This window comes from Qipengyuania citrea (assembly GCF_024171405.1).
Taxonomy (GTDB): Bacteria; Pseudomonadota; Alphaproteobacteria; order Sphingomonadales; family Sphingomonadaceae; genus Qipengyuania; species Qipengyuania profunda.
The window spans coordinates 1921822-1947077 of record NZ_JALJZT010000002.1 but is presented as its reverse complement, the minus strand read 5'-3'; the positions used below and the strand labels follow the sequence as shown (position 1 = coordinate 1947077).

Here is a 25256-nt window from a genome sequence, read left to right as displayed (position 1 = left end):
TCCCGTTCCGGACTCGCATGGCCGCAAATTAAGCGGCTCTTTACTTTGTTTCGGCAGGCAAAGCGGGCAGACGACCACCATCACGGGTCGGGCCGCTCGCTTCCCCGCCGGGGCGGCCAGATAGAAGGGACACGCGACGTGTATACGTCCCATGCAGATTCGGAAGAGAGTGACCGGCCGCAGACAACTGGCGGACCGGGCCAGCTCGCTGCCGCGCTTGCGCATGACCAGATCCTTTCCGCCGTCTCCGTGCCTGCCTTTTCCTGGACCGATGCACGCGAACGCCTGTCGCACCGCATTGCAAAGCTCGATCTCGCGCCCGACCTCGGTAGCGAGATCGGCAGCAAGCGATGGCTGCGCGGGCTGGGCACCTTCGTCGGCCTGACGGCTGCGGCGCTCGCCTTCTGGCCAAGCTTCGCCCCGCTGGAAGCCGCCGCTCCCGCACATATCGACGATGCCGTGCGTGATGAATATCGCAGCCAGATGATCCTGCCGCTCGCCCTTGGTGCGGACAGCGGCCGCCATATGGGGGCGACCGCGCTGGTCGAACCGCTCGCTGGCGCGCCCGAGCGGCCGACGCTCGACATGGTTGCGACACTCGCCAAGGGCGACAGCTTCGAACGCATGTTGCGCCGTGCGGGCGTGGGCCGCGACGACAGCCTGCGCGTGGCGGAACTGGTCGCGGGCGCGACTGCGCTGAGCGACCTCGAGCCTGGCACGACGTTCGACATCGTGCTCGGCCGCCGCCCTGCCCCAGGCGCCCCCCGTCCGCTCGAATCGATCGCCTTCCGCGCCCGGTTCGATCTCGAACTCGATATTGGCCGGTTCGACGAAGGGGCCGACCTGTCACTGACCAAAAAGGTCATCCGTGTCGACGATACCCCTTTGCGTATTCGCGGTACGGTGGGCGACAGCCTCTATCGCTCGGCACGCGCTGCAGGCGCCCCGGCGAGTGCAGTGCAGGCCTATCTCAAGACGCTCGGCCAATATGTGAATCTCGACCGCGATATACGCGCGGGCGACACGTTCGATTTCGTCGTGGCGCATCGCCGCGCCGCCACGGGCGAACGGCAGGCGGGGCAATTGCTCTATGCCGGGCTCGACCGGGGCGAACAGCCACGCGTGCAGCTGATGCGCTGGGGCTCCGACGGCGAATTCTACGAAGCCTCGGGTGTCGGCGAACAGCGCGGCGGGCTGATGGCCCCCGTTCCGGGGCGCACCACCTCGCGCTTCGGCATGCGGCGCCATCCAATCCTCGGCTATCGCCGGATGCATTCGGGCCTCGATTTCAAGGCGCGCTATGGCACCCCGATCGTGGCGGTCACCGATGGACGCGTGATCGGCGCCGGGCGGATGGGCGGCTGCGGTAACGCCGTGCGCCTGCGTCACGATGCCTCGCTCGACACGCGCTATTGCCACATGAGCCGGGTCGCGGTGAATCGCGGTCAGAGCGTTCGGCGCGGGCAGGTCATCGGCTATGTTGGTTCGACCGGCCTCTCCACCGGCCCGCATCTGCATTACGAAATGTACCGCAACGGGCGCGCGATCGATCCCTCCTCGGTCCAGTATGTCACCCGCGCGCAGCTCGCCGGTGTCGAACTGCGGCGCTTCAAGGACGCGCTGGCGCGGATCAAAACGGTCGAACCGGGCGCGGCATTGTCCGAACTCGAACAGACAGCGGCCGAAGTCGCCGCTACGGAACCGGTCCGCGAAATCGACAAGCTGGCCCCGCCCAAGCGGAGCTGAGATTGCGCCCCGCGCGCGCTTGCGGCATTGCGCTGCAATGACCAATGCCCACTATCCCGCCACGCGCCTACGCCGTACCCGTTCGAGCGGGTGGAGCCGCGCCATGCACCGCGAAACCGTGCTGACGCCCGCCGATCTGATCTGGCCGCTGTTCGTCACCGATGGTTCCGGGGTCGAGGAACCCGTTACCAGCCTGCCGGGCGTGTCGCGCTGGTCGGTCGACCACATCGCCAAACGCGCGAAGGAGGCGGTCGATCTGGGCATCCCCTGCATCGCGCTGTTCCCCAACACGCAGCCCGATCGGCGCAGCGATGACGGGGCCGAGGCGCTCAATCCCGACAATCTGATGTGCCGCGCGATCAAGGCGGTCCGCGATGCCTGCGGCAACGATATCGGCATCCTCACCGATGTCGCGCTCGATCCCTATACCAGCCACGGCCAGGACGGGCTGCTCGACGAGGCCGGCTATGTCGTCAATGACGATACGGTAGCGGTGCTGGTCGATCAGGCGGTCAACCAGGCCGCTGCGGGGGCCGATATCATCGCCCCGTCCGACATGATGGATGGCCGCGTGAAGGCGATCCGCATGGCGCTGGAAATGAACCAGCATCCCAACGTCCAGATCATGGCCTATGCCGCCAAATACGCCTCGGCCTTCTACGGTCCGTTCCGCGACGCGGTGGGCTCGGGCGGCCTGCTCAAGGGCGACAAGAAAAGCTACCAGATGGACCCCGCCAATGGCGACGAGGCGCTGCGCGAAATCGCCTTCGACATCGCCGAGGGCGCCGACAGCGTGATGGTCAAGCCGGGCCTCGCCTATCTCGACATCATCTGGCGCGCCAAGCAGGAATTCGGCGTGCCGGTGTTCGCCTATCAGGTCAGCGGGGAATATGCGCTGATCGAGGTCGGCGCCGCCGCCGGGGTGGGCGACCGTGATGCGTTGCTGATGGAGAAGCTGCTTGCCTTCAAGCGCGCCGGATGCAGCGGCGTGCTGACCTATCACGCGCCGCGCGCCGCCCAATTGCTCAATGGCTGACTTCCGCCACGAGACCGACCGGTTGATCCTGCGCGACTGGCGTGAGGAAGACTGGCCGCTCTTCTGGGACGGGACCAATACGCCCGGCGTAATGCGCTGGCTGGGAGGGGTTTGCGATGGTGCGAAGCGCGATGCGGCGCAGCAGCGCCTGCTCTCCTACGAACGCGAACTCGGCCACACCTTCTGGTGCGTCGAGCGCCGCAGCGATGGCGCGATCCTCGGTTTCTGCGGTCTCAAGCGTTCCAATCAGGCGGGCGGCCCGCTCGGCATGATGGAAGTGGGCTGGCGGCTGCGCGAAGACGCCTGGGGCAGGGGCTATGCGAAAGAGGCGGCTACCGCCTCGCTCGATCTTGCCTTCGACCGGTTCGATGCGGAAGAGGTGATCGCCATGACGGTTCAGCGCAACACGGCCAGCTGGGGGTTGATGCAGCGGCTGGGAATGCGCCGCCGCGACGATCTCGATTTCGACAATGCGGAGTTCGACAAGGAGGACCCGGTCATCATCGTCTATTCGGCCGATCGCGCATCCTGGACAGCCCATCGTGACTGATATCATCGCCGAAACCGACCGGTTGATCCTGCGCACGATCGAGGAAGGCGACGCTATCGAACAGGATCGTCTGCTCAATACGCCGTCGGTGATGGCGCGGCTTGGCGGCGTCAAGGAATTGCACGAGATCGAGGCCAAGCACGCCAAGGCGATGGCGATGTATGCCCGCGAGGGCTTCAGCTTCCTGTTCATGATCGAAAAGGCGAGCGGCGAAATGGTCGGCCATTGCGGGATCAAGCGTGTCGACAACCCGCTGGCGCCCAATGTCGGCGATCACGAAATCGGCTGGCTGGTGCGCGAGGACCGCTGGCGGCGCGGCTATGCCGAAGAGGCGATGCGCGCGGTACTCGACTGGGCCTTTACCCGCATTCATGCGCCGCATGTCGTCGCGCTGACCAGCGAGGCCAATGCCGGAAGCTGGAAACTGATGCAGAAGCTCGGCATGGTCCGCCGCGAGGATCTCGACTTCACCGACCCGGGCTTCCCGCCTGAAGGCAATCCGACAATCCAGTATTCGCTCACGCAAGAGCAATGGGAGAGCAGCCAATGACCGCGAGCCGCCCTGGTGTCACCATCATCCCGATCCACGGCCACACGCCGCGCATCCACGATAGCGCCTTCATCGCGCCCGGCTGCACGATCATCGGCAATGTCGAGATCGGGGCAGACAGTTCAGTGTGGTACAATTGCGTCCTGCGCGCCGACGTCAGCCGGATCGTGATCGGCGAACGGTCGAACATCCAGGATGGTAGCGTATGCCATTGCGACCCCGAGCGCCCTGGCGACCCGGGCGGTTCGCCGCTCATCATCGGTGACGACGTATTGGTCGGCCATATGGCGATGGTCCATGGCTGCACCATCGAGGATCGCGGCTTCGTCGGCCTGGGCGCCATTGCGATGAACAAGGCGGTGATCGGTTCGGATGCAATGCTCGCCGCCGGTGCCATGCTGACCGAAGGCAAGGTGATGGCCGCGCGCGAATTGTGGGGCGGCCGCCCGGCGCGCAAGATGCGCGATCTCGACGATGCCGCCATCGCCGGTATGCGGATGGGCGTCGCGCATTATGCCGAGAATGCCAAACATCACGCCGCCGCGGTCGTCGATGCCGCGGCCCAAGGCTGACCTGCCCGACCCCGCAGCGCTATGGGACCTGGTGGCCGGCGACCAGCTACGCCTCCGTGTGACGCCCGGCGCCCGGACCGAAGCGATCAGCGTGGAAGAGGGCCGGGTGCTGGTAAAGGTACGCGCCAAGCCCAGCGATGGGGCTGCCAATACCGCAGTCGTGAAACTGGTGGCGCGCGCTCTTGGGGTCGCGACGTCACGCTGTCGGATTGTGCGCGGCGCGACTTCGCGTGAAAAGGTGCTCCAGCTCGATCCTTAGGCAGCGCGTGTCTCGATCCTGACCGCGAAGGCGAACAGCAGCAGCGCGAGGCCCGCCGCTGCTGCTGCGGCGACAAGGGGGTGCACTGCATAGAGGCAGGCACCGCATACCGCGCCCACCGCCAGCGCCAGCCACAGCGTGGGATAGCCGCGCATGGCTTCACTCGGACGTCCGAGAATGCGCGCTGCCACCCCCTGGCCTGAGCGCACCAGCGCCCCCGTCATATAAGTCACCCCGACGGTCACCTCGCCCTCGCGCGAGAAGACGTTGTTGGCGACTCCCATCGCCGCGGCGGCGAGCGCGAGGAAGACCATGTCGTGGGCATTCCCCAGTGCCAGCGTGGCTGTTCCAAGCACCGCGGTGACCATGGCGAGCAGAATGCGCTTGTGCTGTCCCTGTCGGCCAAACGCGACCAGCGCACCGGCGATCACGCCCCCGATAAAGCAGGCGATGACGAGGATCGGGATCCACGCCAGCGCGCGATCGGCGATCAGCTCGACGCCAAGCCGCGTCGTGTTGCCCGACATGAAAGAGGTGAAATAGCCGCCTGCAACGACGAAGCCGATGGCATCGACCTGGCCGGCGAGGAATGCCAGCCCTACGGCGAGTTTCTGGCGGCTGCGATCGTAGCGTTGCATCGCAGCACCATGCGGACTGTTGCGCAGAATTCAATCCCGGATAAGCACTCGCAGGGCCTCGATACGATCCGCTTCATGCGGCGGCTTGTCCCAACGGATGCGGTGGATGCGCGGAAACCGCATTGCGAGGCCCGATTTGTGCCGTTTGCTTTCGTGCACGCTGTCGAATGCGACTTCGAACACCAGTGTCTTCTCGGTTTCGCGCACCGGTCCGAAACGGTTGATCGTATTCTGCCGCACGTGGCGGTCGATCTTTTTCAGCTCCTCGTCGGTAAAGCCCGAATAGGCCTTGCCCACGGGCAGCAGATCGGCGCCCTGGTCGGGATCGCCATCCCAGCAACCGAAGGTGTAATCGGAAAAGAAGCTAGACCTTTTTCCCGAACCGCGCTGCGCATACATCAGCACGCAATCGACCAGCAGCGGGTCGCGCTTCCACTTGTACCAATAGCCGACTCGCCGCCCGGCGATATAGGGGCTGTCCTTGCGCTTGAGCATCAGGCCTTCGATCGCATCGTCGCGGCTGCCTTCGCGGATCTGCGCGAGGTGCTCGAAATCGCTCGCCTGCACCACCTTGCTGATATCGAAATGGCTGTCGGGCAGCCGCGTCATCAGCGCTTCGAGTCGGTCGCGGCGCTCGCTCCATGCGAGGGTGCGCACATCCTCGCCCTCGATCAGCAGCGTGTCATAGAGTCGCACGAACGCCGGATAGTCCTGCAGCATCTTCTTGCTGACGGTCTTGCGCCCCAGCCGCTGCTGCAGCGCGTTGAAACTTGCCGCTCCGCCTTCCTCGCCGCCCTGCGCCGAACCGCGCACCAGCAGTTCGCCGTCGAGCACTGCGGGGAAGGGCAGCGCGTCGAGCAGCTCGGGAAAGGTCGCGGAGATGTCGTCGCCCGAACGCGAGTAGACACGGGTTTCCTCGCCCGCGCGGACCAGTTGCACGCGAATGCCGTCCCACTTCCACTCGGCGGCATAGTCCGCCAGATCAACCGTGGTCTCCTCGAGCGGATGTGCGAGCATGAAGGGGCGGAAGGTCGGCAAATTGGCGATATCGGGCGGCGCCTCGCCGCGGGCGGCCCATCCGAACAGAGCGTCATAGGGCGCGTCGAGCCCGTGCCAATATTCCTCCACCTCGTCGACCGAGACGTCGAAAGCCTGCGCAAACGCCGTCTTGGCGAGGCGGCTGGACACTCCGATGCGCATTCCCCCGGTCGCCAGTTTGAGCAGCGCATAGCGGCCCGATGGATCGAGCCGATCAAGCAGCCGGGGCAATTCGGTGAGCACGCTCTTGCGGTTCATTGCGGCGAGCTGTTCGACCGCTTCGCTTACCGTGGGCGGCGAAGGTGACTGGTCGGGTGCGGGCCACAGCAGGCTCGCGGTTTCGGCCGTATCCCCGACGAAGTCGCGGCTCAGCGTCCAGAGCACCGGATCGACCCGGTCCTTGAGCAGATTGCGGATGGTGGAGCTTTTGACTGCAGGAAAATCGAGCCCGTCGGCCAGCGCAGCCAGCGCCCAGCCGCGATCCGGATCGGGCGTCGCGCGCAGATATTCCGCGATCAGCCGCAGCTTCTCGTTGCGGCTGCGGGTGTAGACCAGAGCATCGATCAGGGCGGCAAACTCCTCCACCGCTAGTCGTCCTCATCCTCATATCCCACCATCGCCAGTGCCCGTGCACGGCGCTGGTTGAGCTGGCACCAGCGCAGCAGAGCATCTTCGCGCCCGTGAGTGATCCAGTTTTCCGCCGCATCGACTTCCTTGATCGTGCGCGTCAGTTCGCCCCAGTCGGCGTGGTCCGAAATCACCAGCGGCAGCTCGACATTGCGCTGCCGGGCGCGCTGGCGCACGCGCATCCAGCCGCTCGCCATCGCCGTAATCGGGTCGGGCAGGCGGCGGCTCCAGCGGTCGTTGAGCGCCGATGGCGGGCTCACCACCACCGCGCCGCGCATGTCGTCCTTCGTGTAATCCGCGACCAGCCGCAGTTCGCCCAGATCCACCCCGTGCTCTTCATAGAGCCGGCACATCTTGTCCATTGCGCCATGCAGGTAGATCGGGTCCATATGGCCCGCGCGGCGTAGTTCGGCGATTACCCGCTGCGCCTTGCCCAGCGCATAGGCGCCAACCAGCACGCAGCGATCGGGATGCGCGGCGAGCCGTTCGAGCAGCTTGGCCATTTCCTCCTCGATCGGCGGGTGGCAAAACACCGGCAACCCGAAGGTCGCCTCGGTGATGAAGATATCGCACGGGGTGACCTGGAACGGGGGGCAGGTCGGATCGGATCGGCGTTTGTAATCGCCGGTTACCACCACGCGCTCGCCCGCATGCTCGAGCAGGATCTGCGCGCTGCCGAGCACATGACCGGCGGGGATATAGGTCGCATCCACCCCGCCGGGCAGGCTGATCGTCTCACCATATTCGACCGGCGTCGCGCCCTCCCTAGTTGCGTAGCGCAACTCCATGATCGCCAGCGTGGTGGGGGTGGCCACGGTCTGGCCATGGCCACCGCGCGCATGATCGGCATGGCCATGCGTGACCAGGGCGCGGTCGACCGCGCGGCTTGGGTCGATCCAGCAGTCGGCGGGGACGACATGGATACCGTGCGGTTCGGGTTTGATCCAGGAGAAGGGGGCTGCAGCCATCCCCGATTCAAACGAAAGGGGCGCCAACCGTTCCCGGTGGCGCCCCCTCGAAGTGGTTTTCTCTGCCGCTCAGCCTTCGCTCTCGTCGGTGCTTTCGCTGGCATCGGCCGCCGGTTTCTTGCTCGCCGGTGCCTTCTTTTCCGCGGCTTTCTTGCGCGGCGGCGCCTTGCGCTTGGCCTTGGGCGGAGCAGGGGTCAGCTCGAAGCTCGGCTTGCCGTCCTTCATCGTCACCGAAACCTCGCCGCCATCGGCCAGCTTGCCGAACAACAGTTCCTCGGCGAGCGGCTGCTTGATCTTTTCCTGGATCAGGCGGCCCATCGGACGTGCGCCGTAAAGCCGGTCGTAGCCCTTGTCCGCCAGCCATGCGCGGGCGTCCTGGTCGAACTGGATGTCGACATTCTGTTCGGCCAGCTGCAGTTCGAGCTGGAGAATGAACTTGTCGACCACGCGCGCAACGGTATCCCGGCCCAGATAGGCGAAGGGCACCACCGCATCGAGACGGTTGCGGAACTCGGGGGTGAACATGCGTTTCACCGCTTCCTCGCTCGCATCTTCCTTCGACACGTCGCCAAAGCCGATTCCCTGGCTCGCCATGTCGGCCGCGCCTGCATTGGTGGTCATGATCAGCACCACGTTGCGGAAATCGACCGTCTTGCCGTGATGGTCGGTTAACCGGCCGTTATCCATGACCTGCAGCAGGATGTTGAACAGGTCGGGATGCGCTTTCTCGATCTCATCGAGCAGCAACACGCAGTGCGGGTTCTGGTCGACTGCGTCGGTCAGCAGGCCGCCCTGGTCGTAACCGACATAGCCCGGAGGCGCGCCGATCAGCCGTGAAACGCTGTGGCGTTCCATGTATTCGGACATGTCGAAGCGCTTGAGCTCGATCCCCATGATGCTGGCGAGCTGGCGCGCGACCTCGGTCTTGCCGACACCGGTCGGGCCGCTGAACAGGAACGAGCCGATCGGCTTGTCCGGATCGCGCAGACCCGCGCGCGACAGCTTCATCGCGGTCGATAGCTTCTTGACCGCCGCATCCTGCCCGAAGACGACCCGTCGCAGGTCGCGGTCGAGATTTTCGAGCGCCCTCTTGTCGTCCTTCGATACCGATTTGGGCGGGATACGCGCCATGGTCGCGATTACCGCCTCGATCTCGCGCGCGGTGATCTTCTTCTTGCGCCGGCTGGGCGGGACCAGCATCTGCATCGCGCCGACCTCGTCGATCACGTCGATCGCCTTGTCGGGCAGCTTGCGATCATTGATGTAGCGCGCCGAAAGCTCGACCGCGGTCTTGAGCGCGTCGACCGTATAGGTCACCTTGTGGTGGTCCTGGAACGCGGTCTTCAACCCCTTGAGGATTTTGATCGTGTCCTCGATCGTGGGCTCGTTCACATCGATCTTCTGGAAGCGGCGCAGCAGCGCGCGGTCCTTTTCGAAGTGGTTGCGGAATTCCTTGTAGGTGGTCGAGCCGATGCAGCGGATCGCACCCGAGCTCAGCGCCGGCTTGAGCAGGTTCGATGCGTCCATTGCCCCGCCACTGGTCGCGCCCGCGCCGATGACCGTGTGAATTTCGTCGATGAACAGGATTGCATCGGGCATGCCTTCGAGCTCGTTCACGACCTGCTTCAGTCGCTCCTCGAAATCGCCGCGATAGCGTGTCCCGGCGAGCAGCGCGCCCATGTCGAGCGAATAGATCACCGCGTCCTGCAGCACTTCGGGCACTTCGCCTTCGACGATCTTGCGCGCAAGACCTTCGGCGATCGCGGTTTTACCGACGCCGGGGTCACCGACATAAAGCGGGTTGTTCTTGCTCCGACGGCACAGGATCTGGACCGTCCGGTCGACCTCGGGCCCGCGGCCGATCAGCGGATCGATCCGGCCATCTTCGGCCTTCTTGTTGAGATTGACGGTGAACTGGTCGAGCGCGGTTTCCTTCTTGCCCTTCTCGGCTGCCTTGTCCTCGCTCTGAGCCTCGCCTTCTTCGGCGCCCTGCGAAGGACGGCTTTCGACCTGCTTGCCGCCCTTGCCGATGCCGTGGCTGATGAAGCTCACCGCATCGAGCCGGCTCATGTCCTGCTGCTGGAGGAAATAGACCGCATAGCTGTCGCGTTCGGAAAACAGTGCGACCAGCACATTGGCGCCGGTCACCGTATCCTTGCCACTCGACTGGACATGCAGGATTGCGCGCTGGATCACCCGCTGGAACCCCGCGGTCGGCTGCGGGTCGGCGGTCTCGTCCGATTGCAGCGACTGGTATTCCTGTTCGAGATACTGCTTCACCACCGCGGTCAGCTCACCAAGGTCGACCCCGCAGGCGGACATGACCTGCGCGCCATCCTCGTCGTCGATCAGCGCGAGCAACAGGTGCTCGAGCGTCGCGTATTCGTGCCGGCGCTCGCCCGCATCGGTAAGCGCGGCGTGGAGGGTCTTTTCGAGATTGGCGGCAAAGCTGGGCATCAGATGTCTTTCTCATGGGATTCGCACGGGGCGAATACGGGACAGCCTATGGGCCGAAGGTTAGCCAATGCTGTATGCTCGCCGGATATGGGTGCGCAGGGCAATATTTTCAGCCCCCGCATCACCAACTATTCCTTTCGCCCGAACAATGCCTCTGCGGCATTGCGATGCGCGGCGGCCGAGCTCCGGTGGTTCTCGACCCGGTCGATCTCGGCTTCGAGCAATGCGATCCGCACCGCCAGTTCGTCCTGCGAATAGGGGCCGAGGTCCTCGGTCATAAGCAGGCTCGCGGCGTCGCCTCGGGGGCGCGGACGGGCATCGTCATCCATTGGGACCAATGTCGCAATTCTGTGTGGTTGCTGTCAACGGGGCAGCGCGGTATTGCACGGCCAAGCGTGGCAGGGACGACACGCAGGGAACAATGGCGATGGGGGCGCGAGTGGCAGCAGATTTGCCGAAAACGATGTCAGCGACGGGTTTCGACAAGCCCGGCGGACCCGAGGTATTGCGGTCCGAGCAGTTGCCCGTGCCCCAACCGGGCGAGAACCAGGTGCTGATCCGTGTCGCTTACGCCGGGGTCAACCGGCCCGATGTGATCCAGCGGCAGGGCTATTACCCGCCGCCGCCCGGTGCCTCGCCAGTCCCGGGCCTCGAAGTATCGGGCACCGTCGTGGCGATCGGCAAGGGCGCGCCGCCCGAAATGCTGGGCAGGCGCGTCTGCGCACTCGTGTCGGGCGGGGGCTACGCGGAATACTGCTTGGCACATTCGGCGCATTGCTTGCGCGTGCCCAAGGCGATGACGATGGAAGCCGCCGCGGCAGTCCCCGAAACGCTGTTCACCGTGTGGCACAATGTGTTCGAGCGCGGCTGGGCCGGGAACGGCGACACGCTGCTGGTCCATGGCGGCACCAGCGGAATCGGAACCATGGCGATCCAGCTGGCCAAGGCCTTCGACATCACCGTGATCGCGACCGCGGGAAGCGAAGAGAAATGTCAGGCGATCCGCGATCTGGGGGCGGATCTGGCGATCAATTACAAGACGCAGGACTTCGTCGAGGAGGTAAAGACCTTCACCGGCGGTCAGGGTGTCAACGTCGTGCTCGACATGGTTTCGGGCGATTACGTCGCGCGCAATATCGAATGTCTGGCCGATGACGGGCGGCATGTAACCATCGCCGTGCTTGGCGGGCTCAAGGCCGAGATCAACATGGCCACGGTCATGCGCAAGCGGCTGGCGCTGACCGGCTCGACGCTGCGGCCGCGCTCGGACGATTTCAAGGCGCTGCTCGCCGACGAGATCTACAACCATGCCTGGCCCCTGTTCGAGGACGGCACGATCGCACCGGTGATGGACCAGACCTTCGCGCTTGCCGATGCGAGTGCCGCGCATGCGCGGATGGAGGCGGGCGATCATATCGGCAAGATCGTGCTCGAGGTAGCCGGTGACTGAGGTCACGCTCCACGAGGATCCGCGCAGCGGCAATTGCTACAAGATCAAGCTCACCGCCGCGCTGCTCGGCCTGCCGCTGGCAACCCGGCAATACGATATCATTGCCGGGGAAACGCGCACGCCCGAGTTCCTCGAGCGGGTCAATCCGAACGGGCGCATCCCCGTGCTGCAGATCGGCAACCGCTTCCTGCCCGAAAGCAATGCCGCCTGCTGGTATCTCGCCTCGGGCAGCGCACTGATCCCGCAGGACAGCTTCGACCAGGCGGATATGCTGCGATGGATGTTCTTCGAACAATACAGCCACGAACCCAACATCGCGACCATGCGTTTCTGGCTGCATTTCATCGGGAGCGCGCAGCTTTCGCCGCAGCAGAAGGCGCAGATGATGGCCAAGCGGATCGCCGGTTGCGAGGCGCTGTCGCTGATGGACGGCCATCTTGCCGGGCACGACTGGTTTGTGGGCGATAGCGTCTCGCTCGCCGATATCGCGCTGTTCGCCTATACCCATGTGGCGGACGAAGGCGGCTTCGGGCTGGGCGACTATCCGGCGGTCGAACGCTGGATCGAACGGGTGTCGCAGCTTCCCGATTTCATCCCCATGGGGTGAACCCAAAGTGTCGCAATGTCGCCGATCCGTAACGGCAATGTGAATCGCTCGTAACAATCCATCGCCATGGCTGGCCCTGATACTCATCAGGGGAGCCCGGCCCATGAATGATCTGCCCACCGACTTCGATGCCGTCCACAAGGTCGCCAGTTTTCCGTCGATCAAACCGAGCGTGCCCGAACGCACGATCGGCAAGCGGCGCGAGTTTCGCACGATCTGGATCAGCGACGTCCATCTCGGCACCAGGGGTTGCAATCACGAACTGCTGATCGATTTCCTCGACCACACCGATAGCGAGACGATGTATCTCGTCGGCGACATCATCGATGGCTGGCGGTTGAAGAAGAAGGTCTACTGGCCCCCGGAACACAACGATATCGTCTGGCGCATCCTCAAGCGTGCCAAGCGCGGTACGCGGATCGTCTATATTCCCGGCAATCACGACGAAATGGTCCGCCCGTTCAGCGGGATGAACCTGGGCGGAGTCGAGATCATGCGCGCGGCATTCCACGATACTGCCGACGGGCGCCGCCTGATGGTGCTGCATGGCGACGAATTCGACACCATCATGCTGGCGCACCGCTGGCTCGCCTTCGTCGGCGACGCGCTCTACCATGTGATGATGAAGCTCAACAATTGGGTGGCCGGCGCGCGCAAGCGGCTGGGCCTGCCCTATTGGTCGATCTCGAAGGCCGCCAAGCACAAGGTCAAGAACGCGGTCGAGTTCATTTCGAAATACGAGGAAGTCGTCGCCCGTGCCGCGGCCGAACGGGGTGTCGATGGCGTGGTCTGCGGCCATATCCATACCGCCGAATTCCGCACCTTCGACCATGATGGCAAGCAGATCGAATATTGGAACGACGGCGACTGGGTCGAGGGTTGCAACGCGCTGGTCGAGCATTTCGACGGGACCATGGAAATCCTCCACTGGCCCGATGAGATTGCCCGGCGCGAAGCCGAGCAGCGGGTGGTCGCGCCATCGGTCCCGGAGGCCGCGTGAGTTCGATGTCCGGCGCGCGCGCCCAGATCCGCGAGGTTCAGCCGAGCGCGCCGCACCGGATTGCGATCGTCACCGACGCATGGCTGCCACAGATGAATGGCGTCGTCCGCACGCTCACCACGACTTGCGATCACTTGCGCGAACAGGGGCACGATGTGCTGGTCGTCTCGCCCGACGAATTCGCCAGCGTGCCCTGTCCGACCTATCCCGAAATCCGGCTGGCGCTGGCCGTCCCGGGCGCGGTGGCGAACCGCCTGCGCGCCTTTTCGCCCGAGGCGATCCATATCGCTACCGAGGGTCCGCTCGGCATGACGGCACGCCGCTATTGTGCAAAACACGATATCCGCTTCACCACCGCCTATCACACACAGTTTCCGGACTATCTCGCCAAGCGCACGCATCTGCCCGCCGCATGGTTCTGGCGGTATATCCAGTGGTTCCACCGTCCCGCCAAACGCGTGCTGGTGGCGACCGAGAGCATCAGCGAGGAATTGCGCGCGCATGGGCTGACCCAGCTGCACCGCTGGAGCCGCGGGGTCGATCTCGCCTGCTTTACGCCCGATGCGCCGCCGCCGCCCGAATTTGCCGATCTGCCGCGCCCGATCCAGCTCTATGTCGGTCGGGTCGCGGTTGAAAAGAACGTCGAGGCATTCCTCGACGCCGACTATCCCGGCAGCAAGGTCGTGGTCGGCGACGGACCGTCGCTGGCATCACTGCGCGCGAAATATCCCCAAGCGCACTTTCTGGGGCGGCGTTCGGGGCGCGATCTGGCGGGGTGCTATGCCGGGGCGGATGTCTTCGTCTTCCCGAGCAGGACCGACACTTTCGGACTGGTCATGATCGAGGCACTGGCCTGCGGTACTCCGGTCGCCGCCTATCCGGTTGCCGGACCGCGCGATATCGTGACCAGCGCGGTCGGCGCATTGGGTGAGGAACTCGCCCGTGCGATCGGTGCGGCACTTTTCTGCGACCGCGCAGCCTGTGCCCGGTATGGCGCAAGCTTCAGCTGGGCCGCCGCGACGGGACAGTTCCTCAGCGGGCTCGCGGCTTTCGAGGCGGAGCAGCTTCCCGCGGCCTGAGGCTTTCGCTTGCCGAATCCGGCGCTCTCCCCTACATCGGCACGATAACGGCCGTCCCGCGAGGGGCGGCCTTCTATTTTCGTAAGACGAGAAAAGGCATTTCAATGGCCGACCAACCCAAACCGCTGATGCCGCATGCGACTGCCACCTGGCTGGTCGACAACACCGGCCTGTCGTTCGAACAGATCGCCGAGTTTTGCGGCCTTCATATCCTCGAAGTGCAGGCCATGGCGGACGATCTCACGGGCAGCAAATATACCGGCCGCGACCCCGTCCACTCGGGCGAGTTGACGCAGGACGAGATCGAAAAGGGACAGGCGGACAACGATTATCGGCTCAAGATGCAGCGCGCGCCGGTGGCGGTCAGCCGCACCAAGGGGCCGCGCTACACGCCGGTCTCGAAGCGCCAGGACAAGCCCGATGGCATCGCCTGGATCCTGCGCAACCATCCGGAGATTTCGGATGCGCAGATCGGCAAGCTGATCGGCACCACGCGCAACACGATCACCGCGATCCGTGAACGCAGCCACTGGAACATCCAGAACATCCAGCCCAAGGACCCGGTGACGCTCGGTCTGTGTTCGCAGCGCGAACTCGACGCGGTCGTCGCCAAGGCAGCGAAGAAGGCCGGCATCGAAGACGAAGCCGCACCGGTCGAAACCACCGGTGGCAGCGATCGCGAGAAGCTGATCGAGGAACTGCGGGCCGAGCGCCAGGCCAATGAAAAGGCTGCTGCAGAAGCCGTGCAGGAAGCCGAAGCCGCCGCCTGGCTCGAAGCCAAGCGCGCAGCCGAAGACGCGGGCGAGACTGCGGAACCCGACCAGGCCTGATCCTGTCGGCGCATGAAATTCCGGAAGGCGGGGAAGGCTATGGCTTTTCCCGCCTTTTTGCTTGCCTTTGAAGCGAGAGAGGTCATGCTACTGACATGGATGTAAGCAAGCTGCCGAACCACCACCCGGTGCCATGGGATACGCATTTCGAAGCGCTGGCGCTGCCCGCCATGTTCGCGCGGACGGCGCAGGCCTCGCCCGATGCGCCGCTGCTGCATTTCCTCGGTCGCACCTATCCCTATCGCGAGCTGCTCGGCGATGCGCAGGCCTTTGCCCATGCCCTCCGGGCGCGGGGAATTGCCGAGGGCGACCGGGTCGGGCTCTTCCTGCCCAATGTCCCGAGCTATGTCGCTGCCTATTACGGGGCGATGATGGCGGGGGCCGTGGTGGTTAATTTCTCGCCGCTCTATTCGGTCGAGGAGCTCGAGCAGCAGGTCGCCGATTCGGGTACGCGGCTGCTGGTCACGGTCGATGTGCCCGAGCTTTACGCCACCGCGGAAAAGGTGCTGCATGGCTCCGCGCTCGAAACGCTGGTCGTCAGCTCGCTGGGACAGATGCTGCCCACGCTCAAGGGGCTGGCGATGCGCGTGCTCGCGCGCAGCAAGATCGCCCAGGTAGCCTACGGCCCATCGATCCTGCCGTGGCGCGCCTTCTTGGAGAGCGGCGAACGGAACACGGGCGAACTTCCCGAAATCGATCCGCAGGGGCTCGCGCTGCTGCAATATACCGGGGGGACGACCGGCACGCCCAAGGGGGCGATGCTCACCCATGCGAATCTGTCGATCAATGCGCAGCAGACTGCAGGGCTCAACCCCTTCGGCAATCCGGCGGGCGAGGTCTTTCTCGGCGCGCTGCCGTTCTTCCATGTCTTCGCCAATACCGCGCTGCTCAACCACGCGGTGCTGACCGGCGCGTCGATCGCCATGGTCCCGCGGTTCGAGGCAGGACAGGTGCTGCAGACGATCGCGCGATATGGCGCGACGGGATTCCCCGGCGTGCCGACGATGTTCCAGGCGTTGCTCGACCATCCCGATCTCGCCAAGACCGATTTATCGACGCTCAAAGTGTGCATTTCGGGTGGCGCGCCGCTGCCCGGCCCGCTGCGCGAGCAATTCGAGGCGGACACCGGCGTCCGGCTGGTCGAAGGCTATGGCCTGACCGAGAGTGCGGGGGTGGTCTCGGCCAATCCCTATGAAGGGATGCGCAAGCCCGGCACCATCGGCCAGGTCATCATGCAGACCGAAGTGCTGCTGCTCGACAAGGAAGACCCGGCAGTCATCGCGCCCGACGGCGAACCGGGCGAACTCGCGCTCCATGGTCCGCAGGTCATGCGGGGCTATTGGAACCGTCCCGAGGCGTCCAAGGACATTTTCGTCGAACATCTCGGCAAGACTTGGCTGCGCACGGGCGATGTGGCGACCGTGGATTCCGATGGATTTCTTGAGATCGTCGACCGGATCAAGGACATGATCGCGGTCGGCGGCTTCAAGGTCTTCCCGAGCCAAGTCGAGGACGTCCTGCTTGAGCATGAGGCGGTGAAGGAGGCGCTGGTGATCGGCCGTCCCGATGCCTATCACGGCGAAATGCCGGTGGCCTATGTGACGCTCAAAGCCGGCCATGAAGCGAGCGGCGAACAGCTCAAGCAATGGCTCAATACGCGCGTGGGCAAGCACGAGCGTGCCGATGCGGTAGTCATCCGTGAGGATCTGCCCAAGACGATGATCGGCAAGCTCGACCGCAAGGCGCTGCGCGCCGAAGTGCTCGACTAGCCCAAAAGAGAAGGCCGCATACGTCATGCGCAAGCGGCCCTCCTCCCCTCCGAAATGGCTTGGCTCAGCCGGCTACGGCGAGCTCCGGCTTGGTCGCCGGCTGCGTCAGCCCGGGCGCCTTGGCCTTGGCGTCGCGATGCGCGAAGCGGCCTTCGACCTGCGCGCCCTGTTCGATGGTCAGCGCGTCGTAAAAGACATCACCGGTGATTCGCGCGGTCTTGAGAATGACCAGCTCGCGCGCAGTAATCGAGCCGTCGACCGTTCCGGCTAGCCGAGCGGTTTCGGCCTTGATCGCGCCTTTGACGCGGCTTTCCTCGCCCTGCACGAGCGAGGAACAGGCGATGTCACCTTCGACCGACCCGTCGATATGAAGATCGGCCGACGCCTCGATGTCGCCGGTGATCGTGAGGTCCGATCCCAGGACCGAGAAGGTGGAATTGCTTTTGCTGGCCATACGCTCGCGTCCCGAATTACTGGCCTGAGGCGAGCTGGGGAGCTCGCCGGATTTCTTCGAGAACATTGGGAGCCGTCTCCAGGAAGGTACGCGGGTTCACCGCGCGATTGTTGATCCGCACCTCGAAATGGAGGTGCGCGCCGGTCGAGCGACCCGTATTGCCGATCGCGCCGATTGTCTCGCCCGCCGCGACACGCTGGCCGGGCTTGGCGTCGAACCGCGACATATGCGCATAGCGCGTCATCAGCCCGTTGCCATGCGAGATCTCGACCGTCTTGCCATAACCACCCTTCCAGCCGACGAAGCTGACGCGGCCGGCCGATGCGGCCTGGATCGGCGTGCCGACGGCACCCCGGAAATCGAGACCCTTGTGCATCGCGCCGCGGCGGGTGAACGGGTCGCGGCGATAGCCGAAGCCGCTCGAAATCATGTCGGTGCGTGCGGGCGCCACTTGCGGGACCCCTTCGAGACCCCGTTCGAGCGCGGCCATGCGGGCAATCGACAGGCCAAGCCGCTCGAAGCGCGGATCGATCCCGCCATCGGCATCGGTGACGAGATTCTCGAGCGGACCACCCATCGCGCTGTGGTCGGCATTGCGCATCATGCTGGCGGGGTCGAGGCCGAGCGTCTTGAGCGCCACGGTGGCACGCTGGGCGCGCGCGTCGGCATAGCGGGTCAGGCCCTCGACGAACACCAGCTGGCGTGCTTCGATCTTCGCCAGCGCGCTGGCTTCGGGGATCGATAGGCTGACCTTGCTGATCGTCTCGCTTGCCTCGCCAGCGGAATCGCTCGTGCTGGCCGCGGTCTTCACGTCTTCGGGCAGCGAAGCGACCATGTCCTCGATGAACTCCTGGCGCTTGGCCAGATCGGTGGCGACTGCATCGATATCGCTGCGATAGGCGTTCACCCGTTCGGTCGCGGTGGCGACCTTCGCCTCGCGGTCGAGCAGCGACAGGCGGTCGGCGGTGGCGCGATATTGCGACCATCCCGCGCCCGCCATCGATGCCGCCCAGACGATCAGCGCCGTTAGCGACACCGCCGCGGCGGTCATCTGGACCTTCGATGAAATGGTGATGAAGCGAACCTGGCCTTCCGACCGCATGAAAAATTCGCGATCGGGAAACCAGCTGCGTAAGCGATCCCCCAAGCCAATGCTGGCATTGTTATTGCTCAAAACGACCCGTCCCTTATGGTCTCTTATGTCCCATTGAGACAGCTAACAAAGGTTGCTTGTGAAATCGAATCGCGGTTCCCGTAGAATCTACGAGTCGAAGCATCGGTGGGACGAGTCGTTTGAGCGCGCGCTAAATTTTGGCTCGGGCCGGGGGTAAGAGATTAAAGTGTGGTTTACCAATGGCTTACGATTTCCCTCGGCTGGGCCCAGCAAGTCATTGTATAAATGCGACAAATTTCCCGAGGCCCGAATCTGATGCGCGGAAAGCGGCGAATCGGTCTGCTCGGCGGCAGCTTCAACCCGGCGCATGGCGGCCATCGGCGAATTTCGCTGTTCGTTCGGCGCGCGCTCGAGCTCGACGAGGTCTGGTGGATGGTGTCGCCGGGGAACCCGCTCAAGCCGCAGGCGGGGATGGCGCCGCTCACCGCGCGTGTGCGTTCGGCGATGGTGCAGGCACGGCGCGCCCCGATCCGCGTAACCGCGATCGAGCGCGAGCTCGGCACGCGCTACACGGTCGATACGCTCGGCGCGCTTACCCGACGCTATTCCAAGCACGACTTCGTGTGGCTGATGGGAGCGGACAATCTGGCGCAATTCCACCGCTGGAAAGCCTGGCGCGACATCGCGCGCAGGATGCCGATTGCAGTCATCGCGCGGCCCGGCTATGATGCTGCTGCCCTCGCGAGCCCCGCGATGGCCTGGCTGCGGCGCTTTTCGGTGCCATTGTCCAGCTTTGTGAACAGGGGCGAATGGAGCGCACCGGCACTGGTGACATTGCGTTTCGATCCCGACGAACGATCGGCCACGGCAATCCGCCGCGGTGATCCCGACTGGGCCTTACGCTTCGCCGGACCGCCTCCGAGGGACCAGTTGACGCATCGCTTGATACCGTCGGGGGAGGAAACCACCGCGCCATGACGCGCGTTGTCCCTTCCATGGCCCAAGCCTCTCAATTCAGGAGTAACGCATCCGCCTATGACTCAGGCGCAAACCCATCCGGCTTCGTCCGGACCCGCATCGGCACAGGTCATCGACTTGGCTGACGCGACCACCGATCCACTGCTCAAGCTGGTGCTGCAGCAGCTTGACGACGACCAGGCACAGGAGGTCGTGACCATCGATCTCGAGGGCAAGAGCTCGATTGCCGATCACATGGTGATCGCCTCGGGCCGCTCGACTCGCCAGGTCGCCGCAATGGCGCAGAAACTGGCCGAGAAGGTCAAGCAGGCCGGCTTTGGCCCGGTGAAGCTCGAAGGGCTTCCCGCAGCCGATTGGGTGCTGCTCGATGCGGGCGACGTCGTCGTCCACCTGTTCCGCCCCGAAGTGCGCAGCTTCTACAACCTCGAGCGCATGTGGGCGTTCGGAGATGCCCCGCCGGTCGCCGGCACGGCGTGACCCTCTAGCGCCTCGGGCGCGGGGCGCCGAAGCTGAGCTCGGCTTGGCTTGCTCGCAGGGCCTCGGGCGCGCAGTCGCGCTCGCCTCGCCTGCGGCTCGGAAAACGGCGCGGCATTTCGATTCGGTCAGCCAAAGTCCCCGTTCGCCGTGGCGAACGGCAAGCGCGACCGCGCGCCTACAGGGACCCGTGGCGTAGCGGAAGAACCGTCCAGAGGACGCACCCATGCAGGTGGGTGCGAAACACAAACAATCCGGCTACGACCACGCCATGCTCCTCCACATCATCGCCCGCGGAAAGATCGGCCGCTCGCCGGAGACGGATCTGGTCGCGCGGTATGAGAAGCGGCTGACCTGGCCGGTCAAATTCACCGAACTGCCCGAAACCGGCGGGCGCATTCCCGATCCGCTGACACCGGTCAAAACCGTGCTCCTCGACGAGCGCGGCAAGGACCTCTCCTCCGAAAAGCTTGCCGCGATCCTTGGACGGTGGCGCGACGATGGCATGCGCGAATGCCGCTTCGTGCTTGGCGCGGCGGACGGACATACGGCGGAAGAACGCGCCGAAGCCGATCTGCTGCTTGCGTTCGGCTCGGCGACCTGGCCGCACCTGCTGGCACGCGCGATGCTGGCCGAACAACTCTATCGCGCGACGACGATTATCGCGGGCCACCCCTATCATCGGAGCAATTGATCGGGCAGAAATGCCGCGATGAGCCGCCGTCTCGCCGCCCTTGCCGTTACGCTTTCCGCAGGCCTGCTGTGGCTGCCGGCGATCGCGCAGGCGCCGACCCCGCTCGAAAGTGCCGAGGATGCCCGTGCCCAGCTCGATGCCGCGCGCGTGCAGCAACGCAATGCGCGGGCCCGCGGGGAACGGCTCGAGCAGCAGGCCGCGCGCTCGCGCGAAGCTTCGGAAAAGGCGCGTAGCGCGGCGGCGGCGCTCGCGGCACGCGTGCAGCAGGCCGAGGCCGGTATCGCCGCGGCCGAAGCCCGGCTGGCGCTGGCCAATCGCGAGCGGCGCATGCTCGACCGCCGATTGGCGGCGCGCCGGACCCCGCTGGTCCGGCTGACCGGCGCTTTGCAGTCGATGTCGCGCCGCCCGCTCGCACTGTCGGCGCTGCAACCCGGGTCGCTCCGCGATCTCGTCTATACCCGCGCGGTCCTCGCCAGCACGATCCCGCTGGTGCGCGAGCGGACCAGCGCGCTGCGCGGCGATCTCGACCGCGCCAGGACGCTCGAAACCGAAGCGCGCGCCGCGGTCTCCGATCGGCGGGAAAGCGAAACGGTCCTCGTCGGACGGCGCAAGCAATTGGTCGCGCTTGCCGAGCAGGAGCGGCTCAAGGCGCGCCAGGCGGCGGGCGGGGCCGATCGCGAGGCGCAACGCGCGCTGGTGCTCGCCGAACAGGCGATCGATCTCGATCAGCTCGTCGGGCGGCTCGAAGCGGCAGGATCGCTGCGCGCGCAGCTGGCGGCCTTGCCCGGCCCCTTGCCGCGCCCGGCCGATCCCGCTTCCGCGAGCCTCGCCGCGACCCCGAGCCCGATCCCCAGCGCCACCCAGCCGCCGCGGCAGTACCAACTGCCGGTCGCGGGCGAGATTACCGCGGGTTTCGGCGAAGCGGGCACCAGCGGCCAGCGGCAGGCGGGAATCGCGCTCGCCGCGCGCCCGCGCGCGCAGGTCGTCGCTCCCGGTGCGGGACGGATCGCCTTTGCCGGGCCTTATCGCGGCTATGGCCGGATCGTGATCGTCGAACATGCCAATGGCTGGACCAGCCTCGTTACCGGGCTCGGCACGCTCGATGTCGCGGTCGGGCAGGCGGTTGACGCGGGCTCGCCGCTCGGGGTCGCGCCGGGACAGCGCGGCGAGGTCACGCTCGAGCTGCGGCAGGGCGGCGAACCGGTGAACCCGCTCGACCACTTGCGCTAGGCCGCCGGTCGAAAACCGCTTTCCTGACGGGCACCAACCATGCTCAGCTAGCATTAAGCGGTCGCACACCATAGGTTATGCGCCCGCAAAGGAGTCTTCTTGCCGATGAAATTCGCCGCCCTTGCCCGTTCGGCCGCTCTCGTGACCGCTGTCGCGCTGATCCCCGCGACCACCGCCACCATGGCGCAGGTCGATGGCCGCGCGGGCCCCGAATTCGCCAAGGTCCTTGCGGTCTACCAGCGGATCAAGGCGAGCTATGTCGAGCCGGTCGATGACGAGACGCTGATGCGCGGCATGATCGATGGCATGCTGACCGCGCTCGATCCGCATTCGGGCTATCTCGACGGCAGCGACCTGCAGCGGCTCGAGACGATGATCGACGGGAATTATTCGGGTCTCGGCCTCTCGGTCGTGGCCGAAGACGGCGCGGTGAAGGTCATTTCGCCCTTCCGCGGCAGCCCGGCGGACAAGATGGGCATCAAGGCGGGCGACTTCATCACCCACCTCGATGGCCGCCTGATCGTGGGCCAGACGCTCGACGAATCGGTGGCGCAGATGCGCGGACGCGAAGGCACTGCGATCGAACTGACGATCTTCCGCCCCGGCCGCGACGAACCCTTCGATGTGAGCGTGACTCGCGGCGTGATCGAGCTCGAACCGGTCACCTGGGAACTGCACGACGGCAATGTCGGCCACATCATGATCAACGAGTTCTCGCGCGATGTCGGCAGCGATGTCTTCGCCGCGTGGGAAGACCTCAAGAGCCAGGCCACCGGCCGCCTCAGCGGGCTGGTGCTCGACTTGCGCTCGAACCCCGGCGGCTCGCTCGACGAGGCGGTGGCATTGTCCGACCTGTTCCTCACTGAAGGCCGTATCGTGTCGCAGCGCGGCCGCGCGCGGGGCGAGAACATCGCCTATGACGCCGAGACCGTGTTCCGCGGGGATATTGCCGCCGGGCTGCCGATCGTCGTGCTGATCGATGCAGGCTCCGCCTCGGCCTCCGAAATCGTGGCCGGGGCAATCCAGGACCATCGCCGCGGCGTGGTCATGGGCGAGCGCAGCTTCGGCAAGGGCAGCGTCCAGTCGCTGCTGCCGCTCGGCCGCGACGCCGCGCTCAAGCTGACCACCGCGCGCTATTACACCCCCTCGGGCCATTCGGTGCAGGAAGGCGGGATCACTCCCGACATCGCGGTGCCGCAGCTCTCCGACCCGGACCTGGCCAAGCGGGCCAAGTTCCAGATGCGCGAATCGGATCTGCGCGGCCATCTGATCAACGAGATCGGGCTCGATGACGATGCGGTCGAGAAGGATTCGCGCGCCGATCCGCGCTTCCTGCAGACGGCGGAAGAGCTGAAGGACAAGGGCATCGAGGATTTCCAGCTCTATTACGCGCTTGAAACGCTGCGCCGGACGAGCCCCAAGAGCATTGCCGCTCGCGCGAAATAGGGTAGAGCGCCGCGCCATGAGCCTTACGCAGCACGCCCGCCTCGCCCGCGTCCTGGCGCTCGCCGTGCCGGCCCTGCTGCTGGGCGGGGCCTATGTCTCGCAATATGGCTTCGGGCTTTACCCGTGCGAAATGTGCTGGTGGCAGCGCTGGCCGCATTTCGCTGCCGTGGGCCTTGCCCTGCTCGCATACGTGACCCCGCCGCAGCGCTTGTGGACCGGTGCCGCCGCGCTGGCGATCCTGGTCTCGGGCGCGATCGGCCTGTTTCATGCCGGGGTCGAATATGGCTGGTGGGAGGGGATCACCTCCTGCGCCGCGATCACCTCGGGCAGCAGCGGCAATGCGCTCGAAGACATCATGAACACCCCGCTGGTGCGCTGCGACGAACCCGCTTGGACGCTGCTCGGGATCAGCCTGGCAGGCTTCAATTTCCTGATTTCGACCGCCACGGGGCTGGCAATCTTCGCGCTGTTGGTGAAGGATCGCCGGGCATGACCAAGGTACCCGATCATATTGCGCGGATGATCCGCGTCGACCAGGCAGGCGAATTCGGTGCGACGCGGATCTATGCCGGTCAGCTCGCCGTCATGGGCGACCGCGGCCCGCATTCGGCGGAAATCGCGGGCATGGCGGAGCAGGAAGCCGGCCACCGCGCAAAGTTCGACGCGCTGATGGCGCGCCGCAGCGTGCGTCCGACCGCGCTGCAACCGTTCTGGGATCGTGCGGGGTTCGCGCTTGGCGCGGTGACCGCGCTGATCGGGCCCGAAGCGGCCATGGCCTGCACCGCCGCGGTCGAGACCGAGATCGACGATCACTATTCGCGTCAGCTCGACCAGCTGCAGGACAGCGGCGAGGATCCCGAGCTCGCCGCGATGATCGAGGAATTCCGCGAGGACGAGCGGGAGCACCGCGACGCCGCGCTGGCCGCCGGGGCCGAGCGTGCGCCCGCCTATCCGCTGCTTTCGGGCGTCATTCGCCTGGGCTGCCGCGCGGCGATCCGTATTTCGGAGCGTGTGTGACGCGCGCCGGGAGGCCCGCCCACGCGCTTCAGCAAAAGTTCACCCCACGGGGCGCCTAGTGGCCCCGCACCCATTCGCCGAGAGGACCATCATGTCGAAACCGTTGCTTGCCATCGCCAGCCTGGCACTTGCCGTCCCCATGGGCGCGCAGGCGCAGGACAGCGTCGATACGGCCGAAGACAATTACAACATGGTGATCATCTATGGCGACGACGAATGCCCCGAAAGCACGGACGACCAGATCGTCGTCTGCGCCCGCAAGGCCGAGAACGAGCGCTATCGCATTCCCGAGAACCTGCGCTTTTCCGACAGCCCTGAGAACCAGTCATGGGCCGAACGCGTCGAACGCTTCGAGATGGCGGGCGCTTTCGGTACCATGTCTTGCTCGCCCACCGGTGCAGGCGGCTTTACCGGCTGTACGCAGGAAATGATCAACGCCGCCTATGCCGACAAGGCCAATGACGCGGGCATCCGCTTCGGCGAGATCATCGCCGCCGAGCGCGCCAAGCGCCTGGCGACCATCGACGAGGACGCCGCCGCCGAGCAGGAGCGGGTCGAGATGATCGAGCGCGAATATATGGAACGGCTCGAGCGCGAACGCGCGGCCGAGGTCCCGGGTGAAGAGGCGCTGCCGCAGCCCGAAAGCGCTGCCGAACCGCGCTAAGCTCTGGCG

Annotated in this window: 27 protein-coding genes; 20 read left to right on the top strand and 7 right to left on the bottom strand. The window is 65.4% G+C overall.

Going from position 1 to position 25256, the window contains the following annotated elements; all coding sequences use genetic code 11:
* The first annotated feature begins 138 nt into the window (after window positions 1-138).
* The 6 genes from J2S32_RS10405 to J2S32_RS10380 are packed head-to-tail and all read left to right on the top strand — an operon-like array spanning window position 139 to window position 4713.
* Window positions 139-1746 carry a peptidoglycan DD-metalloendopeptidase family protein gene (locus tag J2S32_RS10405; RefSeq protein WP_253520916.1) on the top strand — a complete coding sequence of 536 codons (1608 nt, stop codon included), beginning with the start codon at window positions 139-141 and terminating at the stop codon, window positions 1744-1746.
* 37 nt (window positions 1747-1783) lie between these two features.
* Window positions 1784-2782: a porphobilinogen synthase gene (gene hemB / locus J2S32_RS10400; protein WP_253520913.1), complete on the top strand. Its 999-nt coding sequence runs from the start codon at window positions 1784-1786 to the stop codon at window positions 2780-2782.
* Window positions 2775-3332: a GNAT family N-acetyltransferase gene (locus tag J2S32_RS10395; protein ID WP_253520909.1), complete on the top strand. Its 558-nt coding sequence runs from the start codon at window positions 2775-2777 to the stop codon at window positions 3330-3332. Before hemB ends, J2S32_RS10395 begins: the two co-directional genes overlap by 8 nt.
* Window positions 3325-3882: a GNAT family N-acetyltransferase gene (locus J2S32_RS10390; RefSeq protein WP_253520904.1), complete on the top strand. Its 558-nt coding sequence runs from the start codon at window positions 3325-3327 to the stop codon at window positions 3880-3882. Before J2S32_RS10395 ends, J2S32_RS10390 begins: the two co-directional genes overlap by 8 nt.
* Entirely contained in the window at window positions 3879-4454 is a 576-nt protein-coding gene (locus J2S32_RS10385) for a gamma carbonic anhydrase family protein (protein WP_253520901.1), read from the top strand. The genes J2S32_RS10390 and J2S32_RS10385 overlap by 4 nt, the downstream gene beginning before the upstream one ends.
* Window positions 4435-4713 carry a DUF167 domain-containing protein gene (locus J2S32_RS10380; RefSeq protein ID WP_253520898.1) on the top strand — a complete coding sequence of 93 codons (279 nt, stop codon included), beginning with the start codon at window positions 4435-4437 and terminating at the stop codon, window positions 4711-4713. The genes J2S32_RS10385 and J2S32_RS10380 overlap by 20 nt, the downstream gene beginning before the upstream one ends.
* On the opposite strand, the gene J2S32_RS10375 is transcribed toward J2S32_RS10380, so the two are convergent.
* The 5 genes from J2S32_RS10375 to J2S32_RS10355 form a co-directional block, all read right to left on the bottom strand.
* Window positions 4710-5351 carry a YoaK family protein gene (locus J2S32_RS10375; protein ID WP_253520895.1) on the bottom strand — a complete coding sequence of 214 codons (642 nt, stop codon included), beginning with the start codon at window positions 5349-5351 and terminating at the stop codon, window positions 4710-4712. The genes J2S32_RS10380 and J2S32_RS10375 overlap by 4 nt on opposite strands.
* A gap of 30 nt (window positions 5352-5381) precedes the next feature.
* Window positions 5382-6974, bottom strand: a complete 1593-nt coding sequence (locus J2S32_RS10370; RefSeq protein ID WP_253520891.1) for a cisplatin damage response ATP-dependent DNA ligase — start codon at window positions 6972-6974, stop codon at window positions 5382-5384.
* Between the two features lie 2 nt (window positions 6975-6976).
* Window positions 6977-7984 (bottom strand): ligase-associated DNA damage response exonuclease, encoded by a 1008-nt coding sequence (locus J2S32_RS10365; protein ID WP_253520888.1) that lies wholly within the window; start codon window positions 7982-7984, stop codon window positions 6977-6979.
* 69 nt (window positions 7985-8053) lie between these two features.
* Entirely contained in the window at window positions 8054-10441 is a 2388-nt protein-coding gene (gene clpA, locus J2S32_RS10360) for an ATP-dependent Clp protease ATP-binding subunit ClpA (RefSeq protein WP_253520885.1), read from the bottom strand.
* A gap of 128 nt (window positions 10442-10569) precedes the next feature.
* Window positions 10570-10770, bottom strand: a complete 201-nt coding sequence (locus tag J2S32_RS10355) for a DUF1192 domain-containing protein (RefSeq protein ID WP_253520881.1) — start codon at window positions 10768-10770, stop codon at window positions 10570-10572.
* A 134-nt stretch (window positions 10771-10904) separates the two neighbouring features.
* On the opposite strand from J2S32_RS10355, the gene J2S32_RS10350 reads away from it, so the two are divergent.
* From J2S32_RS10350 to J2S32_RS10325, 6 genes are all read left to right on the top strand, one after another.
* Window positions 10905-11891: an NAD(P)H-quinone oxidoreductase gene (locus J2S32_RS10350; protein WP_253520876.1), complete on the top strand. Its 987-nt coding sequence runs from the start codon at window positions 10905-10907 to the stop codon at window positions 11889-11891.
* Window positions 11884-12498, top strand: coding sequence for a glutathione S-transferase family protein (locus J2S32_RS10345; protein WP_253520873.1), 615 nt, complete (start codon window positions 11884-11886; stop codon window positions 12496-12498). Before J2S32_RS10350 ends, J2S32_RS10345 begins: the two co-directional genes overlap by 8 nt.
* A 103-nt stretch (window positions 12499-12601) precedes the next feature.
* Window positions 12602-13498, top strand: coding sequence for a UDP-2,3-diacylglucosamine diphosphatase (locus tag J2S32_RS10340; RefSeq protein WP_253520869.1), 897 nt, complete (start codon window positions 12602-12604; stop codon window positions 13496-13498).
* A 5-nt stretch (window positions 13499-13503) separates the two neighbouring features.
* Window positions 13504-14577 (top strand): glycosyltransferase family 4 protein, encoded by a 1074-nt coding sequence (locus J2S32_RS10335; RefSeq protein WP_253523058.1) that lies wholly within the window; start codon window positions 13504-13506, stop codon window positions 14575-14577.
* A gap of 104 nt (window positions 14578-14681) precedes the next feature.
* Complete coding sequence (locus J2S32_RS10330) at window positions 14682-15407, top strand: DUF1013 domain-containing protein (RefSeq protein WP_253520866.1); 726 nt, start codon at window positions 14682-14684, stop codon at window positions 15405-15407.
* 95 nt (window positions 15408-15502) lie between these two features.
* On the top strand, window positions 15503-17176 hold the full coding sequence (locus tag J2S32_RS10325; RefSeq protein ID WP_253520863.1) for a long-chain-fatty-acid--CoA ligase: 1674 nt from the start codon (window positions 15503-15505) through the stop codon (window positions 17174-17176).
* 64 nt (window positions 17177-17240) lie between these two features.
* Here J2S32_RS10325 and J2S32_RS10320 read toward each other — a convergent pair whose 3' ends face one another.
* Both J2S32_RS10320 and J2S32_RS10315 read right to left on the bottom strand, forming a co-directional pair.
* Window positions 17241-17630 (bottom strand): bactofilin family protein, encoded by a 390-nt coding sequence (locus J2S32_RS10320; protein ID WP_253520860.1) that lies wholly within the window; start codon window positions 17628-17630, stop codon window positions 17241-17243.
* Between the two features lie 16 nt (window positions 17631-17646).
* Complete coding sequence (locus J2S32_RS10315; RefSeq protein ID WP_253520856.1) at window positions 17647-18732, bottom strand: M23 family metallopeptidase; 1086 nt, start codon at window positions 18730-18732, stop codon at window positions 17647-17649.
* A gap of 327 nt (window positions 18733-19059) precedes the next feature.
* On the opposite strand from J2S32_RS10315, the gene J2S32_RS10310 reads away from it, so the two are divergent.
* The 8 genes from J2S32_RS10310 (at window position 19060) to J2S32_RS10275 (ending at window position 25247) form a co-directional block, all read left to right on the top strand.
* Window positions 19060-19722, top strand: coding sequence for a nicotinate-nucleotide adenylyltransferase (locus J2S32_RS10310; protein WP_253520852.1), 663 nt, complete (start codon window positions 19060-19062; stop codon window positions 19720-19722).
* A gap of 57 nt (window positions 19723-19779) precedes the next feature.
* On the top strand, window positions 19780-20199 hold the full coding sequence (gene rsfS / locus J2S32_RS10305; RefSeq protein ID WP_253520848.1) for a ribosome silencing factor: 420 nt from the start codon (window positions 19780-19782) through the stop codon (window positions 20197-20199).
* Window positions 20200-20467: 268 nt separating this feature from the next.
* On the top strand, window positions 20468-20890 hold the full coding sequence (locus J2S32_RS10300; protein WP_253523056.1) for a 23S rRNA (pseudouridine(1915)-N(3))-methyltransferase RlmH: 423 nt from the start codon (window positions 20468-20470) through the stop codon (window positions 20888-20890).
* An 18-nt stretch (window positions 20891-20908) separates the two neighbouring features.
* Window positions 20909-22120 carry a murein hydrolase activator EnvC family protein gene (locus tag J2S32_RS10295; protein WP_253520845.1) on the top strand — a complete coding sequence of 404 codons (1212 nt, stop codon included), beginning with the start codon at window positions 20909-20911 and terminating at the stop codon, window positions 22118-22120.
* A gap of 105 nt (window positions 22121-22225) precedes the next feature.
* Entirely contained in the window at window positions 22226-23566 is a 1341-nt protein-coding gene (locus J2S32_RS10290; RefSeq protein ID WP_253520842.1) for a S41 family peptidase, read from the top strand.
* A 16-nt stretch (window positions 23567-23582) separates the two neighbouring features.
* Window positions 23583-24059, top strand: coding sequence for a disulfide bond formation protein B (locus J2S32_RS10285; protein WP_253520840.1), 477 nt, complete (start codon window positions 23583-23585; stop codon window positions 24057-24059).
* Window positions 24056-24583 (top strand): demethoxyubiquinone hydroxylase family protein, encoded by a 528-nt coding sequence (locus J2S32_RS10280; protein ID WP_253520838.1) that lies wholly within the window; start codon window positions 24056-24058, stop codon window positions 24581-24583. Before J2S32_RS10285 ends, J2S32_RS10280 begins: the two co-directional genes overlap by 4 nt.
* 91 nt (window positions 24584-24674) lie before the next feature.
* Window positions 24675-25247, top strand: coding sequence for a hypothetical protein (locus J2S32_RS10275; RefSeq protein WP_253520835.1), 573 nt, complete (start codon window positions 24675-24677; stop codon window positions 25245-25247).
* Window positions 25248-25256 lie beyond the last annotated feature (9 nt).

Bases quoted from the DNA above. Each gene is read 5' to 3' on its own strand.
- hemB (WP_253520913.1), top strand. From the start codon at position 1,784: ATGACCAATGCCCACTATCCCGCCACGCGCCTACGCCGTACCCGTTCG.
- J2S32_RS10395 (WP_253520909.1), top strand. From the start codon at position 2,775: ATGGCTGACTTCCGCCACGAGACCGACCGGTTGATCCTGCGCGACTGG.
- J2S32_RS10385 (WP_253520901.1), top strand. From the start codon at position 3,879: ATGACCGCGAGCCGCCCTGGTGTCACCATCATCCCGATCCACGGCCAC.
- J2S32_RS10380 (WP_253520898.1), top strand. From the start codon at position 4,435: ATGCCGCGGCCCAAGGCTGACCTGCCCGACCCCGCAGCGCTATGGGAC.
- J2S32_RS10375 (WP_253520895.1), bottom strand. From the start codon at position 5,351: ATGCAACGCTACGATCGCAGCCGCCAGAAACTCGCCGTAGGGCTGGCA.
- J2S32_RS10365 (WP_253520888.1), bottom strand. From the start codon at position 7,984: ATGGCTGCAGCCCCCTTCTCCTGGATCAAACCCGAACCGCACGGTATC.
- clpA (WP_253520885.1), bottom strand. From the start codon at position 10,441: ATGCCCAGCTTTGCCGCCAATCTCGAAAAGACCCTCCACGCCGCGCTT.
- J2S32_RS10355 (WP_253520881.1), bottom strand. From the start codon at position 10,770: ATGGATGACGATGCCCGTCCGCGCCCCCGAGGCGACGCCGCGAGCCTG.
- J2S32_RS10350 (WP_253520876.1), top strand. From the start codon at position 10,905: ATGTCAGCGACGGGTTTCGACAAGCCCGGCGGACCCGAGGTATTGCGG.
- J2S32_RS10340 (WP_253520869.1), top strand. From the start codon at position 12,602: ATGAATGATCTGCCCACCGACTTCGATGCCGTCCACAAGGTCGCCAGT.
- J2S32_RS10335 (WP_253523058.1), top strand. From the start codon at position 13,504: ATGTCCGGCGCGCGCGCCCAGATCCGCGAGGTTCAGCCGAGCGCGCCG.
- J2S32_RS10330 (WP_253520866.1), top strand. From the start codon at position 14,682: ATGGCCGACCAACCCAAACCGCTGATGCCGCATGCGACTGCCACCTGG.
- J2S32_RS10325 (WP_253520863.1), top strand. From the start codon at position 15,503: ATGGATGTAAGCAAGCTGCCGAACCACCACCCGGTGCCATGGGATACG.
- J2S32_RS10320 (WP_253520860.1), bottom strand. From the start codon at position 17,630: ATGGCCAGCAAAAGCAATTCCACCTTCTCGGTCCTGGGATCGGACCTC.
- J2S32_RS10315 (WP_253520856.1), bottom strand. From the start codon at position 18,732: ATGCGGTCGGAAGGCCAGGTTCGCTTCATCACCATTTCATCGAAGGTC.
- J2S32_RS10310 (WP_253520852.1), top strand. From the start codon at position 19,060: ATGCGCGGAAAGCGGCGAATCGGTCTGCTCGGCGGCAGCTTCAACCCG.
- rsfS (WP_253520848.1), top strand. From the start codon at position 19,780: ATGACTCAGGCGCAAACCCATCCGGCTTCGTCCGGACCCGCATCGGCA.
- J2S32_RS10300 (WP_253523056.1), top strand. From the start codon at position 20,468: ATGCTCCTCCACATCATCGCCCGCGGAAAGATCGGCCGCTCGCCGGAG.
- J2S32_RS10295 (WP_253520845.1), top strand. From the start codon at position 20,909: ATGAGCCGCCGTCTCGCCGCCCTTGCCGTTACGCTTTCCGCAGGCCTG.
- J2S32_RS10290 (WP_253520842.1), top strand. From the start codon at position 22,226: ATGAAATTCGCCGCCCTTGCCCGTTCGGCCGCTCTCGTGACCGCTGTC.
- J2S32_RS10285 (WP_253520840.1), top strand. From the start codon at position 23,583: ATGAGCCTTACGCAGCACGCCCGCCTCGCCCGCGTCCTGGCGCTCGCC.
- J2S32_RS10280 (WP_253520838.1), top strand. From the start codon at position 24,056: ATGACCAAGGTACCCGATCATATTGCGCGGATGATCCGCGTCGACCAG.
- J2S32_RS10275 (WP_253520835.1), top strand. From the start codon at position 24,675: ATGTCGAAACCGTTGCTTGCCATCGCCAGCCTGGCACTTGCCGTCCCC.